At 42.9% G+C, this 2,708-nt stretch carries 3 protein-coding genes; 1 reads left to right on the forward strand and 2 read right to left on the reverse strand.

Annotation, left to right across the window (positions count from 1 at the left end; genetic code table 11):
• Positions 1 to 202, forward strand: a 202-nt coding sequence (locus tag QUA16_RS36285) for a hypothetical protein (protein ID WP_333109672.1), incomplete at its 5' end; no start/stop codon positions are given.
• Positions 203 to 234: 32 nt separating this feature from the next.
• On the opposite strand, the gene QUA16_RS36290 is transcribed toward QUA16_RS36285, so the two are convergent.
• Together QUA16_RS36290 and QUA16_RS36295 are read right to left on the reverse strand one after the other, a co-directional pair.
• Positions 235 to 1,731 carry a tetratricopeptide repeat-containing serine protease family protein gene (locus tag QUA16_RS36290; RefSeq protein WP_333109674.1) on the reverse strand — a complete coding sequence of 499 codons (1,497 nt, stop codon included), beginning with the start codon at positions 1,729 to 1,731 and terminating at the stop codon, positions 235 to 237.
• A gap of 183 nt (positions 1,732 to 1,914) precedes the next feature.
• Positions 1,915 to 2,520 (reverse strand): Uma2 family endonuclease, encoded by a 606-nt coding sequence (locus tag QUA16_RS36295; protein WP_333109676.1) that lies wholly within the window; start codon positions 2,518 to 2,520, stop codon positions 1,915 to 1,917.
• Between the last annotated feature and the right edge of the window lie 188 nt (positions 2,521 to 2,708).

Raw genomic sequence — 2,708 nt, forward strand, 5'->3', positions numbered from 1 at the left:
TGAATTATCCGGGTTTTTGGCTTTTTCGGTATTCTATTTTATCGTACTTCAACTTGAAGTGCGGAATGTGGGTTTTACCTGTTTGTTTCTCTCAAATATTGTTGGTGAACCCGCCCCTACCTTATGGATGGGGCGGGGCGGGTTTATTTTACCTGTTTGTTTCTCTCAAATATTGTTGGTGAACCCGCCCCTACAGGATTAATTGCAATCCGATCGTCGATTATATCATAACGTTTATTGTCTTTGCAATTGACCAATCAAATCTAATGCTTTTTGAGCATCTGCATTCATTCCTTGAGCCCTAAATAAACGAGCAGCTTGCTGCAAATCTGCGATCGCCCCTTGTCTATCTCCCATTCTCACTAACGTAATTCCTCGGTTAGCAAAAGCCTTTGCATAATTGGGATTGAGTTGAATTGCTTGAGTGTAATCAGCTAAGGCAGAGCGATCGTTATTGATGCGAAACAGCGCTAATCCTCTGTTAAAATAAGTGTTGGCGCGACCGGGATTGATTTGCAGCGCTTGATTGAAATCGTCGATCGCTCCTTTTTGATCGCCCAAGTCCGAAAGTGCTAATCCTCGGTTGTTGTAAGCCGCTGCAAAGTTTCTATCCAAGCGGATGACTTGAGTATAATCTGCGATCGCCCCCGGTTTGTCTCCCATTGCTGACAAAACCAGCCCCCGATTGTAGTAAGCGTCAACATAACCGGCATTTAGGGCGATCGCCTTGCTATAATCAGCGATACTCTTGGGCATTTGTCTCAAATCGAAATAAGCGAGGGCTCGATAGAAATAAGCTTCTGAATAATCTGATTGAGTTTGAATTGCTTGGTTAAAATCAGCAACAGCCCCTGACAAATCTCCCTTGTCAAACCGAGTTAAACCTCGAACGTAATAAGTCTTAGCATCTTGCGGATTGTTGAGTTTCAGAGGTGCATTAGCGGTTGGAGAGGTATTTATCAAAACAGCCGAACGATTTAAGCCCGCCTCCGATAATTTAGCTATAAAAGTGTTAATAGGAATTGCAGAATTAAACCCGGTTTTAGTAAACGCTAAACCTGTCATAACTTTTCCGTCTGTGACACTATCGTAATCGCGATCGCCTTCTCCGTGAATCCCAACAACACGCCCTTCAGTATCAAATACAGGCCCGCCACTCATCCCCCCTTTCGTAACAGTATTGTAGCGCAAATTATACCCTTGGGGATGACTTGAAATCCGGCTGGTAACAAAACCCGGTACAAACTCAAAATTGCGCTCTTTTTGGTATTTTCTGCTATCTGGAATACCTGGATAACCAAACACAAAAATTTCTGTTCCTACTGTCGCTTGTTCGGAGTCGCCTAAAGTTACAACAGGATAAGATTCCGTACTCTTAAATGTTACGACTGCTAAATCGGGAGCATTCTGGCCTTTCTGTAATAATACACTACGGGTTACTGGATAGTCTTTTCCCCTATGACTGCGAATCGTATAGGTAGCTTTGGTATCACCTACAACATGGTTAGCTGTCAGGACAGTGTAGGTTGTACCTTGTTTAGCAATAATAAATCCTGTACCTAGACCAGTTGTTCCATTAATTTGAACGGTGACAGATTCAGCGAATTTGGCAATTTCTTGGGGAGTTTTTGCGACAACGGGTGCTGCTGCAAAAACAACTATTCCTGCTACCGTTACTGTTCCTGCTAGGATGCTGGTGAGGGAATCAAACCGCGAATAATCCCTATTCATAGGTGATTGCTGAAGAGTAAGATTTTTTATACCCTGAATAGTATAGGTGAAAATGAAGTGTCCGCAAACCACAAACGCTGGATGTTTTCAGATGATTTCGATTTTTATGACATTTCGTACATTTCGTATATTTCCACCATTGCCGGCATTACTATGCTATATTTTACTTGTAGATGTTCTAGGTTAACCAGCTCGAACTGCATCCCGAAACACTTTCAAAGCTTCTTTTTCTTCGGACATTTGCAAGCATCTTCCCAGCAATTCTAGATCCAAATCCGGCAACAGCATACTCCGAAAAACGCGATCGTAATCCTCCGAGTTCAGTTGGTAAATCGAAAATACTCCGTCTTCCCAAAACCAAACTTCCGCTACGTTAAATCTGCGGTAGTATTCCAGCTTGTTGATAGTTCCGCTAGTAAAAACAATTTCGATCGCCAAATCGGGTGTTTCTCGCTGCCGCCGATCTTCGCCAAAGTAGTAAGATAAATCTGGTTCCTTGCTGCTGCCTTTTGCTTCCCCTTGGAGTGTAGCGCTACCTGTCGGTGTAAAACTAATATCTTTTTCTAAGAAAAACTGACCTAACATTCCTGCCATCAGATATTTAATGATTTCATGCTTCGACGAACGTGTCATAATTTCCACATATCCGTCGAGGTAAGACAAGCGAACACTGCGACTGTACTCTAGCAATGAATCCAGAGCTTTGAACTGTTCCCAAGTCATTGATAGCGGCAAAATCAACCGCTGTTCCGGGAGTGCAGTTAATTGGGGGTGAGTGGCAATGGTCATATATACTTTCCCCGATTTTTAATTTCTACTTTTAGATTAGCGTAAAAATATATAAAGGGAGAAATTGGGGACTTCTAGCGCTCTTGTTCCCCCCTTGTTAAGGGGAGTAGGGCAGGGTGGATTAATTGTCAAAAGAGTAAACCAGTGGGGCTAGGCTATTTGCTGACGAGCACGCGCCAGATTTAATT

Origin of the sequence: Microcoleus sp. S13_C3 (assembly GCF_036700905.1) — a bacterium.
GTDB lineage: Bacteria > Cyanobacteriota > Cyanobacteriia > Cyanobacteriales > Microcoleaceae > Microcoleus.

What these genes read in the sequence shown, in the direction of transcription:
- QUA16_RS36290 (WP_333109674.1), bottom strand. Translation starts at nt 1,731, where the DNA reads ATGAATAGGGATTATTCGCGGTTTGATTCCCTCACCAGCATCCTAGCA.
- QUA16_RS36295 (WP_333109676.1), bottom strand. Translation starts at nt 2,520, where the DNA reads ATGACCATTGCCACTCACCCCCAATTAACTGCACTCCCGGAACAGCGG.